Source organism: Microbacterium cucumeris, from assembly GCF_058349845.2.
Map to the genome: position 1 here is coordinate 101,077 of NZ_JBYRIZ020000005.1, position 14,870 is coordinate 115,946.

Annotated in this window: 12 protein-coding genes and 1 tRNA gene; 10 read left to right on the plus strand and 3 right to left on the minus strand. The window is 69.4% G+C overall.

The genetic code is table 11. The annotated features are described in order from the left end of the window. Positions 1-14 precede the first annotated feature (14 nt). Complete coding sequence (locus AC3RXZ_RS14165) at positions 15-746, plus strand: hypothetical protein (protein WP_491494422.1); 732 nt, start codon at positions 15-17, stop codon at positions 744-746. A gap of 7 nt (positions 747-753) precedes the next feature. On the opposite strand, the gene AC3RXZ_RS14170 is transcribed toward AC3RXZ_RS14165, so the two are convergent. Continuing rightward, entirely contained in the window at positions 754-1,752 is a 999-nt protein-coding gene (locus AC3RXZ_RS14170; protein ID WP_491494423.1) for a diacylglycerol/lipid kinase family protein, read from the minus strand. A gap of 73 nt (positions 1,753-1,825) precedes the next feature. Here AC3RXZ_RS14170 and serS point away from each other — a divergent pair, with 73 nt between their 5' ends. The 5 genes from serS (at position 1,826) to AC3RXZ_RS14195 (ending at position 6,680) form a co-directional block, all read left to right on the plus strand. Then, complete coding sequence (gene serS, locus AC3RXZ_RS14175; RefSeq protein ID WP_491494424.1) at positions 1,826-3,106, plus strand: serine--tRNA ligase; 1,281 nt, start codon at positions 1,826-1,828, stop codon at positions 3,104-3,106. Then, the gene (locus tag AC3RXZ_RS14180) at positions 3,103-3,942 is read left to right on the plus strand and encodes an HAD family hydrolase (RefSeq protein ID WP_491494425.1); all 840 of its coding nucleotides are present in this window, start codon (positions 3,103-3,105) and stop codon (positions 3,940-3,942) included. The genes serS and AC3RXZ_RS14180 overlap by 4 nt, the downstream gene beginning before the upstream one ends. Positions 3,943-4,017: 75 nt before the next feature. Beyond that, positions 4,018-4,102: transfer RNA gene (locus tag AC3RXZ_RS14185), tRNA-Ser, on the plus strand. 18 nt (positions 4,103-4,120) lie between these two features. Beyond that, entirely contained in the window at positions 4,121-5,380 is a 1,260-nt protein-coding gene (locus tag AC3RXZ_RS14190) for an LCP family protein (protein ID WP_491494426.1), read from the plus strand. Positions 5,381-5,417: 37 nt separating this feature from the next. After that, positions 5,418-6,680, plus strand: a complete 1,263-nt coding sequence (locus AC3RXZ_RS14195) for an LCP family protein (RefSeq protein WP_491494427.1) — start codon at positions 5,418-5,420, stop codon at positions 6,678-6,680. Positions 6,681-6,912: 232 nt separating this feature from the next. On the opposite strand, the gene AC3RXZ_RS14200 is transcribed toward AC3RXZ_RS14195, so the two are convergent. Further along, positions 6,913-7,920 carry a LacI family DNA-binding transcriptional regulator gene (locus AC3RXZ_RS14200; protein ID WP_243231777.1) on the minus strand — a complete coding sequence of 336 codons (1,008 nt, stop codon included), beginning with the start codon at positions 7,918-7,920 and terminating at the stop codon, positions 6,913-6,915. Between the two features lie 187 nt (positions 7,921-8,107). Here AC3RXZ_RS14200 and AC3RXZ_RS14205 point away from each other — a divergent pair, with 187 nt between their 5' ends. The 4 genes from AC3RXZ_RS14205 to rhaS are packed head-to-tail and all read left to right on the plus strand — an operon-like array spanning position 8,108 to position 12,782. After that, a complete protein-coding gene (locus AC3RXZ_RS14205; RefSeq protein ID WP_491494574.1) occupies positions 8,108-9,619 on the plus strand; it encodes a sugar ABC transporter ATP-binding protein in 1,512 nt (503 codons plus the stop codon). Further along, the gene (locus tag AC3RXZ_RS14210) at positions 9,616-10,641 is read left to right on the plus strand and encodes an ABC transporter permease (protein ID WP_243231776.1); all 1,026 of its coding nucleotides are present in this window, start codon (positions 9,616-9,618) and stop codon (positions 10,639-10,641) included. The genes AC3RXZ_RS14205 and AC3RXZ_RS14210 overlap by 4 nt, the downstream gene beginning before the upstream one ends. Beyond that, on the plus strand, positions 10,638-11,684 hold the full coding sequence (locus tag AC3RXZ_RS14215) for an ABC transporter permease (RefSeq protein WP_243231775.1): 1,047 nt from the start codon (positions 10,638-10,640) through the stop codon (positions 11,682-11,684). The genes AC3RXZ_RS14210 and AC3RXZ_RS14215 overlap by 4 nt, the downstream gene beginning before the upstream one ends. Before the next feature lie 54 nt (positions 11,685-11,738). Beyond that, entirely contained in the window at positions 11,739-12,782 is a 1,044-nt protein-coding gene (rhaS, locus tag AC3RXZ_RS14220; protein WP_491494428.1) for a rhamnose ABC transporter substrate-binding protein, read from the plus strand. A 417-nt stretch (positions 12,783-13,199) separates the two neighbouring features. Here rhaS and AC3RXZ_RS14225 read toward each other — a convergent pair whose 3' ends face one another. Further along, positions 13,200-14,624: a rhamnulokinase gene (locus tag AC3RXZ_RS14225; protein ID WP_491494429.1), complete on the minus strand. Its 1,425-nt coding sequence runs from the start codon at positions 14,622-14,624 to the stop codon at positions 13,200-13,202. Positions 14,625-14,870 lie beyond the last annotated feature (246 nt).

Here is a 14,870-nt window from a genome sequence, read left to right on the forward strand (position 1 = left end):
GCTACCCTGAGGTCATGACCTCGATCCTGCGCTCCGTCGCCTCCGCCGCAGCCCTGCTCGCCACCGCCGTCGTCGTCGCCGGGTGCGCGTCGGGTCCCGGATCGACGGGCCCCACGAGCACGAGCGCCCCGCAGACGACGAACGAGCCGGCACCGGGAGGCGAGGACGGCTTCGAGGCCGCCTGGCTCGACGAGGGCCGCATGTTCGCGGTCGTCACGTGGGGATCGTCGACCTGCGTCCCGGTCGTCGAGGACGTCACCGCCGAGGGACAGAACGTGCGGGTGACGGTGACCGACCCGGATCCGGATGCCGCGTGCACGGCGGACTACGCGCCGCGTGCGAGCGTCGGCGCGCTCCCCGATGGGGTGGATCCGACCCAGGACGTCGAGCTGGTCGTGACCTACGGGGACGTCACCGACGACGTCGACCTGGACGGCGACGCGGAGCTCACCGGCGTACCGGGGTCGCAGACCGAGTACGCCCCCAGCGCCGGCTGGTTCGACGATGAGATTCTCGTCCTGCTGACCTGGGGCTCCTCCTCGTGCCCGCCGGTCGTGGAGTCCGTCGAAGGCAGCGGGGTCACGGGCACGGTCACCTTCGCGACGGACGAGGACCAGGTGTGCACGATGGACATGGCACCCCGAGCCACGATCATCGCGTTCGGCGACGATCAGGTCGAGGACGACGGCTTCCAGCTGACGCTCGTCGGCGGGAACCTCGACGCGACCGTCGCGGTCCGGGGCTGACAGGGCGTCAGAGCGCGTCCACCGCGATCCCCGGCGGGATCGCCAGCAGAAGCGCGCCCTGCTCGGCGCGGCAGCGGATCCGCACCGCGAGGCCGAACTCGTCGCCGTCCAGTTCGATCGGGGTGGGCTCGGTCGCGGCGGCCTCGGCCGTGATGCCGCGCAGGTACCGCACCGAGGCGTCCTGACCGCGCATCTGCAGCACGAGACGGCCCGCGCGGAAGCGGCGCAGCACGGAGTTGTCCCACCAGATCCGCCGCCAAACGGCCAGCCATCCGAATGGCCCGGACGGCTGGATGATCGCGACGTCGAGCTCGCCGTCGGCGACCGAGGCAGTGGGAATCAGCGCGATGCCGGCCGGCAGGGTGCCGCAGTTCGCGAACAGAGCGCTGTAGACCTTGCGCGAGTGCAACCGCTCGTCGTCGATCTGGTAGACGATCCGGAACTGCTTCGCGGATGCCAGCGACCGTGCCGCGCCGTCCACGTACGCGACCCAGCCGACCGACTTCTTCAGGTCAGGGCGGGTGTTGGCGATCATGTCGGCATCCAGTCCCATGCCGGCGAGCACGACGAAGCCGTGCTCCTCCGACGTGCCGTCCTCACGCGTGAGCGTCGCCCAGCCGATGTCCACGGGAACCGTCCGGTCGCTGAGCGCCGCGCGGATCATCGCGTGGGCGTCCGTGAGCGGGAGTCCGAGGTTGCGAGCGAAGAGGTTGCCGGTGCCGCTGGGGACGATGGCCAGCGGGACCGAGGAGTTCGCGATCGCTTCGGCCACGGCGCGCACCGTGCCGTCCCCGCCGGCCACGAGCACCGCGGCGGCCCCCGCCTCGAGCGCCTGACGGGTCACGCCCTGCCCGGCATCCTCGATCGTGGTCGGAAGCAGCAGCGGAGCGTCCCAGCCCGCCTCCTCCGAGATCGTCGCCACGAGCGCGGTCAGGCGCTGCTCGTCGACCTTCACCGGGTTGTAGACGAGGGCGGCGCGGCGCGGAGCGGGCGGAGGCGTCGTCATGGCGCTACTCTAGGGCCTCTCCGCGAACGCGGCGGCTCGCGGCCGCCCCAGCCGCACGCCATAGACTTGACGGATGATCGACCTCGCTCTTCTCCGCGACAATCCCGACGTCGTCCGCCGCTCGCAGATCGCGCGCGGGCACGACGCGTCCACCGTCGATGCGGCGATCGAGGCCGACCGATCGCGCCGCGCCGCGCTGACCGCGTTCGAGGAGCTGCGCGCCGAGCAGAACGCGTTCGGCAAGCAGGTCGCGAAGGCGCCCAAGGAGGAGAAAGCGGCGCTCGTCGCGCAGGCCAAGGAACTCGCCGAGCGGGTCAAGCAGGCCCAGCACGCGTCGACCGAGGCCGCGGATGCCGCGGCATCCGCTCTGGCCCTGATCGAGAACGTCGTGATCGACGGCGTTCCCGCGGGCGGCGAGGCGGACTTCGTCGAGCTGCGCCGCGTCGGCGAGGCCCCCTCCTTCGACTTCGAGCCGCGCGATCACCTCGAGATCGGCGAGATCCTCGGCGCGATCGACATGGAGCGCGGCGTCAAGGTCTCCGGCTCGCGCTTCTACTTCCTGCGCGGCGTGGGCGCACGGCTCGAGATCGCGCTCATGAACATGGCGCTCGACAAGGCGCTGCAGAACGGCTTCGTGCCGCTCATCACCCCCACGCTCGTGCGCCCGGAGATCATGCAGGGCACCGGGTTCCTCGGCGAGCACGCCGACGAGGTCTACCACCTCGACAAGGACGACGACCTCTACCTGGTCGGAACCAGCGAGGTCGCCCTGGCGGGCTACCACAAGGACGAGATCGTCGACCTGTCGAAGGGCGCGCTGCGCTATGCCGGCTGGTCGACCTGCTATCGGCGCGAGGCCGGCTCGTACGGCAAGGACACCCGCGGGATCATCCGCGTCCACCAGTTCAACAAGCTCGAGATGTTCGTCTACACGACGCCGGAGGATGCCGAGGCCGAGCACCTGCGCCTCGTCGCGCTCCAGGAGGAGATGCTCACCGCGCTGGGACTCGCGTACCGCGTGATCGACGTCGCCGCCGGCGACCTCGGCTCCAGCGCCGCGCGCAAATACGACATCGAGGCATGGGTGCCGACGCAGGGGGCCTTCCGGGAGCTCACGTCGACCTCGAACTGCACGAGCTTCCAGGCGCGCCGCCTCGACGTGCGTTTCCGCCCGGAATCCGAGGACGGCCAGACCAGGACGCAGCACGTCGCGACCCTGAACGGCACGCTCGCCACCACCCGCTGGATCGTCGCGATCCTGGAGACGCACCAGCAGGCCGACGGCTCGGTGGTCGTCCCGGAGGTGCTGCGACCCTACCTCGGCGGGCTCGCCGTGCTGGAGCCGGAGGCGTGACGGCCGCGGCGACCGACGCGCCCTGGCTGGTCGGCCTCGACGTCGACGGCACGATCCTGCTGCAGGACGAGACCATGAGTCCCGGCGTTCCCGAGGCGGTCGGTCGCCTGCGCGACGCCGGGCACATGGTGACGATCGCGACGGGCCGGAGCTGGATGGCGACGCACCGCTACCTCGATGCGCTCGGGATCAGCCCGGAGTTCGTGGTCTGCTCGAACGGCGCGGTCACGATGCGGCGCGTGGACGGCGACTGGATGCGCTGGCATGTGGAGACCTTCGACCCGCACACCGTGCTCGGCCTGCTCGGCGACCGGCTGCCGGAGGCGCGCTACATGGTCGAGCTCGCCTCAGGGCAGCGCCTGTACACAGCGCAGCTCGACGACTGGACGCTCGACGGGGGCCGCCAGGTGACGTTCGACGAACTCGGCGAGCAGCCGGTGTCGCGCGTCGTCGTCGTCGCGCCCGGTCACGACGAGGAGGACTTCCACCGACTCGTCGCGGATGCCGGGCTCAACGAGGTCTCCTACGCGATCGGGTGGACGGCCTGGCTGGACATCGCACCGCAGGGCGTCGACAAGGGCACCGCGCTCGCGCGCGTCCATGCCGAACTCGGCATGGAGCCCGGCAAGGTGCTCGTCGCCGGAGACGGGCGCAACGACATCGGCATGTTCGGCTGGGCGCTTCGCGTCGGCGGACGGGCCGTGGCGATGGGGCAGGCGCCGGCGGAGGTGAAGGATGCTGCCGGCGAGGTGACCGAGGACGTCATCGACGGTGGTCTCGCCCTCGCGCTGGACACTCTGCTCACAGAAGCTCCCCAGGTCATGACGCGAGAATGAGAGTCGGCGTGGCCGGGGATTCCCGCGAACTCGGCTAGACTCGACCCCTGATCGGGCAGGTGCATTCCTGCGCGAGGAGGGTTGTCCGAGCGGCCGATGGAGCTGGTCTTGAAAACCAGTGGGCAGAGATGTCTCGTGGGTTCGAATCCCACACCCTCCGCAGAGCGAAAGGCACCGAGTGAGCGATAAGACCCCACTCCGTCGTACCGTCGCGCGACACGGTCAGCTGCGCACGCCGGGTCCGGTCTCGCAGTTGCTGAAGATCATCGGCATCGCCCTCGCGGTGGTGCTCGTCAGCGGTGTGGGCGTCGCCGCCTATGTGGGAACGACCCTGCTGAACACGGTGGCGGAGAACTCGGTCGATCTCGAGGGGCAGGAGTCCGTCCCGCCGGACATCGGTGCCTACAAGGGCGGATTCAACATGCTCCTCGTCGGTGTGGACGCCTGCGAGCCGGAGTACGCCGACATGTTCGGCAAGCGCTGCGAGGATCGCGACGGCGACGCCACGCTCAACGACACGAACCTTCTGGTGCACGTCTCGGATGCGCCGCGCCGTGTGACGGTCGTCAGCATCCCCCGCGACACGATGCTCGCGATCCCCTCCTGCACCGACGAGGAGGGCAACACGCACTCCGCCATGAGCAAGCAGCCGCTCAACAGCGCCTGGGAGTACGGCGGGCTCAACTGCGTCGCGCAGACGGTCACGGAGCTCACCGGTCAGGACATCCAGTACGCCGCATCCGTCACGTGGGGCGGCGTGATCGAGATCACGAACGCCATCGGCGGGGTCGAGGTGTGCCTCGCGAGCGGCATCAAGGACAAGGCCACCGGCCTGGACATGGAAGCCGGCAACCACACGATCCAGGGCTACGAGGCGCTGCAGTTCCTGCGCACCCGCAAGGGCGTCGGAGACGGCAGCGACCTGGGGCGCATCGGCAACCAGCAGCAGTACATGTCGTCGCTGGCGCGCAAGATGCTCAGCTCCGAGGTGCTCGGCGACGTGGGGACCATGCTGAAGCTCGCCGACACCGCCGTGAACAACCTCACGACGAGTTCGACGCTGACCCCCATGACGATCGCCCAGATCGCACTCGCCCTCAAGGACGTCCCGACCTCGGACATCGTCTTCGTGCAGTACCCGACCGCCACCGATCCGGACGATGCGAACAAGGTCGTCCCGAGCTGGGAAGCCGCCGGGGAGCTCTTCGCGGCGATCGAGGCCAACCAGCCGCTCGAGATCACGCACGAGAACAACGAGAACGAGGGGGTCGTCGTCGAGGAGGCGCCCACGACCGAGGAGCCGGTCGAGCCCGTCGAGCCGACGGAGACGGCGACGCCGGCCCCGGACGCGTCCGAGACGGCCGTGGCTCTTCCCGACTCGATCAAGGGAAACTCCGCGGCGCAGCAGACCTGCTCCAACGGTAACGTCAAGGATTGAGCGGGGGATCCTCCCCGCCCGATCCGAAGGACACCGTGTGAGTGAGAAGACCCGCCGGCGGCGCACCGTGGCGCGGCACGGACAGCTGCGCAGCCCCGGCGCGCTCTCCCAGCTGCTGAAGATCGTCGGGGTCGTGCTCGCGGTCGTCCTCGTCAGCGGCGTCGGGGTGGTCGCGTTCGTCGGCAGCACGCTGATCGGTGACGTGACCGCCGATGCCGTCGAGCTGGAGGGCCACGAGTCCGTCCCGCCCGACATCGGTGCGTTCGAGGGCGGCTTCAACCTGCTGCTCACCGGCGTCGACACGTGCGAGCCGGAGTACGCTCACCTCTTCCGGGAACGGTGCACGGGTGCCGACTCCGAGGGCACGCTCAACGACGTCAACATGCTCGTGCACGTCTCGGACGAGCCGCGCCGGATCACGGCCGTCAGCTTCCCCCGTGACCTCATGGTCCCCATCCCGTCGTGCACGGCACCGGACGGCACGGAGTACTACGGGACCGACAAGGGGCAGCTGAACACGGCGTATTCCGCCGGGGGACTGAACTGCGTCGCCAAGACGATCTCGGAGCTCACCGGCCAGGACATCCAGTTCGCCGCGGCGGTCACCTTCGGCGGCGTGATCGAGATCACGGATGCGATCGGCGGGGTCGAGGTGTGCCTGGCGAGCAGCATCCGCGACCGGCATACCGGACTCGACCTGGATGCCGGGACGCACACGATCTCCGGGGAGCGGGCGCTGGCGTTCCTGCGCACGCGGCATGGCCTCGTCGGCGAGAGCGACCTCGCCCGCATCGGCAATCAGCAGGTGTACCTCAACGCGCTCGTGCGGAAGCTGCGGGCGGAGGAGACCCTCGGGGACGTCCCCACGGTGCTGCGCCTGGCGAACACCGGGCTGAGCAATATCGAGGCCAGCACGTCGCTGACGAACCCGATGCTCATCGCTCAGATCGCCCTCGCCGTGAAGGACGTGCCCTTCGAGGACATCGCGTTCCTGCAGTACCCGGTCAGCACGGACCCGAACGACGCGGACCGCGTCGTTCCGATCCGTTCGGCGGCGACCGCCCTGTTCGACGCCATCGCGGCGAATCAGCCTCTCCAGATCACGCACGAGGCCTCCCGTTACGACGGCGTCGTCATCGAGGAGGGCGAGGCGCCCGAGACCACCGCGCCCGAGCCCGCGTCCTCCGCCGGGTCCGAGACGACCGCGCCGGCTCCGAGCCAGTCCGCTGTCGCGCTGCCGGAGTCGGTCAAGGGCACCACGGTCGAGCAGAAGACCTGCTCGAACGGCAACGGCCGCTGAGCCCGCCCGGTTCGTCTCCGCTCGCCTTCCTCTCGTTCGCCTTCTTCTCGTTCGTTGAGCGAGGCCGGCGGAGCCGACCGAGTCGAAACGCGGTGGGTGCTGCTCGGCGTCGGCTGCGTTTCGACTCGCTTTCCTCGCTCAACGAGCGAAAGAGGGGTTCGCTCAACGAGCGAAGAGAGGGGCGCGCTCAACGAGCGGGCGCGGGCTCGCGTCACGGCCGGGCCCGCGGGCTTCACCCGGTCGTCGAACGGCGCACCATGAGTTCAGGGGGGAACACGGTCTGACGCGGGATGCTGGCCGGATCCGCCGCCTCTTCGAGGACGATCCGCAACGCGGTACGGCCGATCATGCGACTCGGCTGCCGGATGGAGGACAGCGGAACGGCGGCCGCGGCCGCGAAGGGGATGTCGTCGAAGCCGATGAGCGCGATCTCCTCGGGCACCAGCATCCGGCCTCCGGCGACGAGGGACTGAAGCAGGCCGAGAGCGACGAGGTCGTTCGCGGCGAACAGCGCGTCGGGCCAGTCCCGACGCGGTCTCGTGAGCAGTCGCGCACCCGCTGCGGCGCCCTCGGCCACGGTCATCGCCGTCGTGGCGATGACTTCGAGCTCGACGCGGACGGGGGCGTTCTCGGCCGCGGCGCGTGCCCCGGCGAGGCGATCGGTGACCTGACGCATGTCGAACGGGCCGCCGACGAACGCGATCCGTCGCCGGCCGGACTCGATGAGATGATCCACAGCGAGCCGGCCCCCGGCCACGCTGTCGACCGAGACCGAGGAGAAGCCGCTGTCGGCGCTGAACCGGTCCACGAGCACCGTCGCGATGCCGCTCGACCGGAACCGGCGCAGCTGCGTCATGACATCGCCGTACGGTGCGATGAGAAGACCGCGGACCTGCTGCTCCCGGAACAGGTCGAGGTAGACCTTCTCGCGGGACGGATCCTCATCCGTGTTGCCGTACAGGATCGCGATCCCGTGGCTGGACGCCTCGTCCTCGGCTCCGCGGACCACATCGCTGTAGAACGGGTTCTGCCCGTCCAGCACCACGAACCCGACCGTGGTGCTGACGCCGGCGCGCAGCTTGCGCGCCGCGTCATTGCGCACGTACCCGAGTTCCTCGATCGCCCGGCTCACGCGCTCGACCGAGTCCGCCGAGACCTCGTCCGGTCGGTTCAGCACGTTCGACACGGTGCCCACGGAGACGCCGGCGCGCTGCGCGACGTCGCGGATGCTGACAGGCACCGGAGATCCTCTCGTCATCGGTCGGGTCACAGTTCGGTCGCAGGGGGTGTTGATCGGCGACCGGTCTCCCATACACTAGCCTGAAACCTGCCTGAATCGATTCATGTAAGGTTCATTCGGTACGAACCCGTTCGGCCTCGAAGGAGAGGACACCTCAGTGGCCGCAGAAGTCCCGCCCTCCGGCACGATGCCGCGCGCATCCGATCCCGCGCTCGAGCTGCATCGCGTCGTGAAGTCGTTCGGTCCCGTGATCGCGCTGCGCTCCGGCAGCCTGATCCTGCGCCCGCACTCGATCCACGCGCTCATCGGCGAAAACGGCGCCGGCAAATCCACGCTCGTCAAGATCATGGCGGGACTCTACCGCCGAGATTCCGGTGACTTCCGCCTGCACGGCGAGGACGTCGACTTCACCAGCACGGCGCAGTCGAAGGCCGCCGGAATCGCTGTGATCTACCAGGAGCCGACGCTCTTCCCCGACCTGTCGGTGACCGAGAACATCTTCATGGGACGTCAGCCGGTGAACCGGTACGGTCGCATCGATCGCAGGGCGATGCGCACCGAGGTCGAGCAGATCTTCCGGCGTCTCGGTGTGGCGATCGACCCCGATCGCATCACCGAGGGCCTGTCGATCGCCGACCAGCAGCTCATCGAGATCGCCAAGGCGATCTCGCTCGACGCCAGTGTGCTCGTGATGGACGAGCCGACGGCGGCGTTGAGCGGCGTGGAGGTCGATCGACTGTTCGCCGTCGCGCGAAGTCTGCGGGACGAGGGCAGGGCGGTCCTGTTCATCTCGCACCGCTTCGACGAGGTCTTCGCCCTGTGCGACACGGTCACCGTCATGCGCGACGGCGCCTACATCGCCACCACGCCGATCGCGGATACCACGGTCGACGAGCTCGTGCGCCAGATGGTCGGCCGCGACATCACCGAGCTGTTCCCGAAGCAGGATGCCGCGATCGGCGATCCCCTGCTCGAGGTGACCGGGCTGACCAGTCCCGGCGTGTTCCACGACATCTCTCTCACCGTGCGCTCGGGCGAGATCGTCGCGCTCGCCGGGCTTGTGGGGGCGGGTCGCAGCGAGGTCGCCAGAGCCGTCTTCGGGGTGGACGCCTACCGGGAGGGCTCGGTCCGGATGCTGGGGGCGCCGGTAGCCCGTCGGAATCCGACCGAGGCCATGCGGGCGGGGCTCGCCCTCGTCCCCGAGGACCGGCGCAAGCAGGGTCTCGTGATCGAGTCGGGCGTCGGCGGCAACATCACCCTCGCCATCCGGCGCCGCATCGCCCGGTGGGGCCTGCTCACCAGCGGCATGGAGAACCGTGCCGCCCTGGAATGGGCCTCGCGCCTCGAGGTCAAGACGCACGCTCTGGACACCGTCGCCTCGACGCTGTCCGGTGGCAACCAGCAGAAGGTCGTCCTCGCCAAGTGGCTCGCGACGGACCCGAGGGTGCTCATCATCGACGAGCCCACCCGCGGCATCGACGTCGGGACGAAGTCGGAGGTGCACCGGCTTCTCTCGCAGTTGGCAGGGCAGGGCATGGGCATCCTCATGATCTCCTCCGAGCTTCCAGAAGTGCTCGGCATGGCCGATCGCGTCCTCGTCATGCGCGAGGGGCGCATCACCGCGGAGATCGACCGGGCGGACGCCACCAGCGAGAACGTCATGTTCGCCGCGACCCACGCATCGGAGCTGCACTCATGACCACCACAGCCCCTGCCCCCGCGTTCGCCGTGCGGAAGAGCTTCGGCGGCGTCGGACGCGCTCGCGAGCTCGGCATCCTGGCCGCGCTCGTCCTGGTCGTGCTCGCCGCCACGGTGAAGAACCCGAACTTCCTGTTCTCCGCCGACGGGTGGCGGGACCTGCTGCTGACCCCGTCCATCCTCGTCCTGGTCGCCGTGGGCCAGGCGATCGTGATCATCACACGCAACGTCGACCTGTCGGTCGGCTCCGTGATGGGACTGACCGCCTACCTCACCGGCCGTCTCTTCATCGACATCCCCGGCATCCCGATCGTGGTCGTGGTGCTCGCCGCCGTGCTGTTCGGGGCGGTGCTCGGCCTGATCAACGGCGCGCTTGTCGCCTTCGCCCGCGTGCCGGCGATGGTGATCACCCTCGGAACGCTCTACGCCTATCGCGGGATCAACGTCCTGTGGACCGGGAGCGATCGCGTGAACCCGTCCGACATGCCGAAGGACTTCCTGGCGCTCGGCACACAGCAGATCCTCTTCATCCCGGTGCTGTCGATCGTCGCCGTCCTCGTGCTCGCGGCGGCCGCCTGGTACATGCGCAACACCCGCGGAGGACGCGAGTACTACGCGATCGGATCCGATCCTGCGGCGGCCGAGCTTTACGGGCTCAAGGTCACGCGCCGCGTGCTCAGCGCGTTCATCCTGTCCGGTGCGCTCGCCGGCCTCGCCGGTGTGTTCTATGCGGCGCGCTACGGTTCGATCAGTTCGCAGGCGGGTTCCGGGTGGGAACTGGATGCCGTCGGGGCCGCCGTGATCGGCGGCATCGCCATCACCGGCGGTGTCGGGTCCGTCTGGGGCGCCGCCATCGGCGCGATGCTTCTGATGACCATCAACCGTGCTCTGCCCATCCTCGGCATCCCGGACTTCTGGCAGCGCGCTGTCGTCGGCGTGCTCATCATCGGAGCGATCGTGCTGGATCGCGTTCTCGCCGTGAGGCAGAGACGTCGGCTCATCGAGGCGAGGGACGAATCATGACCGCGACCACCACCACGACGACCCGCGTGATCCGCGACTTCGACCGGCCGCTCTGGCGACGGGTCCTCATCTCGAGAGAGTTCGCCATCATCGGGCTGCTCGCCCTCGTGATCGTCGTCGCGTCGGCCACCGTGCGCGGCTTCGGTCAGCCCATCACCTACAACTACCTGCTGCTGGATGTCGCCCCGATCCTGCTCATCGCGCTGCCGATGACGCTCGTGATGGTCACCGGGGAGATCGACCTGTCGGTCGGCTCCATGGTCGGTCTCGCCAGCGTCGTCACCGGCGTGCTCACCCAGGCGGGCGCCCCCTTCGAAGTCGCGGCGCTCGCCGCTCTGCTGGTCGGGGGAATCGGGGGAGCGTTCAACGGCTTCCTCGTCACAGTCGTCGGGCTGCCGTCGCTGGCCGTGACGATCGGCACCCTGGCGCTGTTCCGCGGGCTCGCGGTGGGCCTTCTCGGGACCACGGCGGTGACCGACTTCCCGGAGCTGTGGACGGATCTCGCCAAGGCGAAGATCGCCGGCACCACCATTCCGTACATCGTGGTGCCGTTCCTGATCCTGGTGGTGGTCTTCGCCGTCCTGCTGCACTTCACGCCCTTCGGGCGCGGCATCTACGCGATCGGTCTCTCGAAGGACGCGGCGCGCTTCTCCGGAGTCCACGTCGAGCGCACCAAGTTCATCCTCTTCGTGCTGGCCGGTCTCGTCGCCGCGTTCGCGGGCATCTTCTACACGCTGCGCTTCGGCAGCGCGCGCGGGGACAACGCGACCGGTCTCGAGCTGCAGGTGATCGCCGCGGTCGTGCTCGGCGGGGTCTCCGTCTTCGGAGGGCGCGGGCACCTGCACGGCGTCGTCGCGGCCGTGCTGCTGATCGGGGTGCTCTCCAGCGCTCTGCGCCTGGCCGGCGTCACGAGCGACGTCATCAACATCATCACCGGCGGCCTGCTGATCCTCTCGGTCGTCGGCGCCAGCATCCTGTCCTGGGCCGAGCGCATGCGCGCGAGGGTCGGGCCATCCCGCGTCGCAGCCTCTCCCGCACCATGAGGCGGCCTCTCGCCGCCGGCATCCGTCAGCGGTGACATCACGAAAGGAAGAACAATGAAGTTTGCACGCAAGCGCGTCACGGCCCTCGCGGCCGTCGCCGTCGCCGCAGCCCTCGTGCTGACCGGCTGCGCCGACACCGGGGGCGGAACGGACGGCGAGGGCGGCGGAACCGGCGGCGGATCCGACAACCTGACCATCACGTTCCTGCCCAAGAACCTCGGCAACCCGTATTTCGACACCTCCAGCACGGGCGGCAAGGCGGCCGTCGACGAGATCGGCGGCACGTTCGCCGAGGTCGGACCCGCCGAGGCGACCCCCGATGCCCAGGTCAGCTACATCAACACGGCCACGCAGCAGGGCGTCGGAGCGCTCGTCGTCTCGGCGAACGACCCGCAGGCGATCTGCGACGCGCTGAACGAGGCGCGCGATGCCCGGGTGAAGGTCGTGACCTTCGACTCCGACACGAATCCGGACTGCCGTGACCTGTTCATCAATCAGGCCGACGCCGAGGGCATCGCCAAGGTCCAGGTCGACCTCATCGCGGAGCAGATCGGCGGTGCGGGCGAGATCGCGATCCTGTCGGCATCCGCCAACGCGACCAACCAGAACGCCTGGATCGAGCTGATGGAGGAGTACCTCGCCAGCGATTACCCCGACATCACCCTTGTCGAGACCGTGTACGGCGACGACGACGATCAGACATCCTTCGACAAGACCGCGGCGCTGCTGCAGACGCACCCGGACCTGAAGGGCATCATCTCTCCGACGACCGTCGGCATCGCCGCGGCGGCGCGCTATCTGTCGACCTCGGACTACAAGGGAACGGTCGCGCTGACGGGTCTCGGCACGCCGAACCAGATGCGCGAGTACGTCGAGGACGGCACGGTCACCGCGTTCGCGCTGTGGAACCCGGAGGACCTCGGCTACCTGTCCGCCTACGCGGCCGCCGCGCTCATCCAGGGCGACATCACCGGCGAAGAGGGTGACACCTTCGAGGCGGGTGAGCTCGGCGAGTACGAGGTCGGCGCGGACGGCGTCGTGCTGCTGGGTGACCCGTTCGTGTTCGACGCGGACAACATCGGCGACTTCGACTTCTGATCCGTTGTGCGAACACGCGGCGCCCGGACCCTTCTCAGTGTCCGGGCGCCGCGCCGTCCACGGCGAGACGCGGTGACGGTCTCGACTCGCTTCGCTCGCTCACCCTTCTCGTTCGTTGAGCGAGGACGGCGGAGCCGACCGAGTCGAGACGCGGTGGGTGTTGCTGGGCGTGGGCCGCGTTTCGACTCGCTTCGCTCGCTCAACGAGCGGAGGAGGGGGCTCGCTCAACGGGCGGATCGGGCCGGCGACGCTCTCTCGTTCGTTGAGCGAGGACGGCGGAGCCGGCCGAGTCGAAACGGGGTGGGTGCTGCTGGGCGTGGGCTGCGTTTCGACTCGCTTCGCTCGCTCAACGAGCGGAGGAGGGGGCTCGCTCAACGAACGAACGAGGGGACCTGCTCAACGAGCGGAAGGGGGTGTTCACCGAGCGGGGAACACCGTGCCCACGGGGTCGTAGCGGACGGGGGAGTGCGTGCGCGCGACGAGAGCCCGCAGCTCTTCGAGCGTCGCGGGAGCGGCGCCCAGAGCGCGGGCCTGCACGAGGACGTTGCCGAGCGCCGTCGCCTCGACGGGACCGGCGAGCACGGGGATGCCCGAACGGTCGGCGGTCGCCTGGCACAGCAGCCGGTTGAGGGATCCGCCGCCGACGAGATGGATGGCGTCGATCGCTCGACCGGAGAGGTCTCCCGCCGTGCGCACGGCATCCGCGAACGCCTGAGCGATGGACTCGACGATCGTGCGCGCGAACGCGGCACGGCCGTCCGGAACCGGCGATCCCGCCGCGGCCAGCACGCCGGCGATGCGCGCTGGCATGTCACCGGGGGCGCTCAGCGAGGAGTCGTTCGCGTCGAACAGCGGGACGTCGCCGGTCACGGCGGCTGCGGCATCCAGCAGTTCGGGCAGGTCGATGGGCGCGCCGTCCTCGGCCTCCCAGGCGCGCACGGTCTCGCTGAGCAGCCAGAGGCCGGTCACGTTGTGCAAGAAGCGGAAGCGGCCGTCCACGCCCAGTTCGTGCGTGAAGTTCGCCTCGCGCGCGGCATCCGTCAGCACCGGCTCGGTCAGCTCGACGCCGACCAGACCCCAGGTGCCGCACGAGATGTACGCCGAATCCGGTGTCGACAGGGGAACGGCCACGACCGCGGAGGCCGTGTCGTGCGAGCCCACCGCGATGACCGGAAGGTCCCGGCCGATGCGCTCCACGATCTCCGGACGTAGCCTGCCGATCACGGTGCCGGGGTCGACGAGCGAAGGCAGGATGCCGGACGGGATGCCGAGCCGCTCGACGAGTTCCCGGTCCCACTCCGACGACTCGACGCTCAGCAGCCCGGTCGTCGAGGCGTTCGTGCGCTCGGCCACGCGCGCGCCGGTGAGCAGGTACGCGACGAGGTCGGGGACCAGGAGCGCTGACTCGGCGTTCGCGAGCGCCGGGTCCACCTGGTACTGGTAGAGCGTGTTGAACGGCAGGAACTGCAGGCCGTTGCGGCGGTACAGCTCGGGGAACGGGGCGATGGCATGGACCTCGGCGACGCCGCGCTCGCTGCGCTCATCCCGGTAGTGGAACGGCTCGGCGAGCAGCTCTCCCTCGCGCAGCAGGCCGTAGTCGACAGCCCACGAATCGATGCCGATGCTCTCGATCGACGGCTCGCGACGTACGGCTTCGGCGAGACCGTCGAGAATGTGCGTGTAGAGGGCGTCGAAGTCCCAGTGCAGGCCGTCCTCGCGCTCGATCGGGCCGTTCGGGAAACGCGTCACGAGTTCGAGGTCGAGGGTGTCCTCGTCGATGCGCCCGATCACGACGCGACCAGAGGTGGCGCCGAGGTCGACCGCGGCGACCGCGCGGGTCACGCTGCTCTCCGCTCTTCGGCCTCGCTCGTCGAGTTGACGGAGCGAAGCGGGACGCGGCGACTGCTGATCAGCGAAGACCGCGTTTCGACTCCTCGCTGCGCTCGTCGCTCAACGAACGAGGGAAGGGGGTGCGCTCGTCGCTCAACGAACGAGGGAAGGGGGTGCGCTCGTCGCTCGACGATCGAGGGGAGGGGGAGCTGTGCTCGTCCCTCAACGATCGAGGGGAGGGGGAGCTGCGCTCGTCGC

Bases quoted from the DNA above. Each gene is read 5' to 3' on its own strand.
- AC3RXZ_RS14205 (WP_491494574.1), top strand. From the start codon at position 8,108: ATGCCGCGCGCATCCGATCCCGCGCTCGAGCTGCATCGCGTCGTGAAG.
- AC3RXZ_RS14165 (WP_491494422.1), top strand. From the start codon at position 15: ATGACCTCGATCCTGCGCTCCGTCGCCTCCGCCGCAGCCCTGCTCGCC.
- rhaS (WP_491494428.1), top strand. From the start codon at position 11,739: ATGAAGTTTGCACGCAAGCGCGTCACGGCCCTCGCGGCCGTCGCCGTC.
- serS (WP_491494424.1), top strand. From the start codon at position 1,826: ATGATCGACCTCGCTCTTCTCCGCGACAATCCCGACGTCGTCCGCCGC.
- AC3RXZ_RS14210 (WP_243231776.1), top strand. From the start codon at position 9,616: ATGACCACCACAGCCCCTGCCCCCGCGTTCGCCGTGCGGAAGAGCTTC.
- AC3RXZ_RS14170 (WP_491494423.1), bottom strand. From the start codon at position 1,752: ATGACGACGCCTCCGCCCGCTCCGCGCCGCGCCGCCCTCGTCTACAAC.
- AC3RXZ_RS14215 (WP_243231775.1), top strand. From the start codon at position 10,638: ATGACCGCGACCACCACCACGACGACCCGCGTGATCCGCGACTTCGAC.